1 protein-coding gene is annotated in these 638 nt (G+C 42.6%); it reads right to left on the bottom strand.

The annotated features are described in order from the left end of the window. Nucleotides 1–124: 124 nt before the first annotated feature. Nucleotides 125–638 (bottom strand): transposase (locus V7150_RS23470; protein ID WP_335523036.1); only part of this gene is annotated, 514 nt, incomplete at its 5' end.

Below are 638 nucleotides of genomic sequence, written 5' to 3'. Positions count from 1 at the left end.
CCATGAAAATTAAATTCTACAGCTTTAGAAATATGGCCATACTTAAATAGACGCAGCTCATTTGTTTTTTAAAAAAGGGGAGAGCGTCAAGTATAATCGATCTATTGTAGGTTGGTGGACAGGATTAAGATACTTTAGGTTCTTCCAACGTAACAGTGTATCCCAAGCTCTCGAGTCGTCTAAGTGAATGCTTGACAATCGATTGTTGTCTCTGCTTATCAAAGTAGTCTTCGCCTAGGTCTACATACATTTCTTTACGTGTTAAGAGATAATAACTGATACGCAACATGGCGTGGGCGACGACAATGCCAGCACGTTTTTTGCCTTTGCGCGAGGCAGTCCGTCTATACAGCGCTCCGAGATAGTTTTTGGATCCCCTTACGGAATGAGCTGCCTCCGTTAATGCAGACCTTAAATATTTGTTTCCTTTTTTTGTCTTAGCCGATTTCCTTTTTCCTGCACTTTCATTCTGTCCTGGAACCAGGCCGGCCCAGGAACACATATGGCCTGAACTCGGAAATTGCGCTTTAACATCAGTTCCGATTTCCGTGAGGATTTGTTCAGCCATTCTTTTCGCAATCCCGGGAATGGAATCTAGTATTTCCAGATATTCTTGATGGGAGCTTAGTCTTTTCGCA

Source organism: Neobacillus drentensis (genome assembly GCF_036965245.1).
Classification (GTDB): domain Bacteria; phylum Bacillota; class Bacilli; order Bacillales; family Cytobacillaceae; genus Neobacillus; species Neobacillus drentensis_G.
The sequence above is the reverse complement of the archived record's forward strand: the minus strand, read 5'-3'. Positions and strand labels throughout refer to the sequence as shown.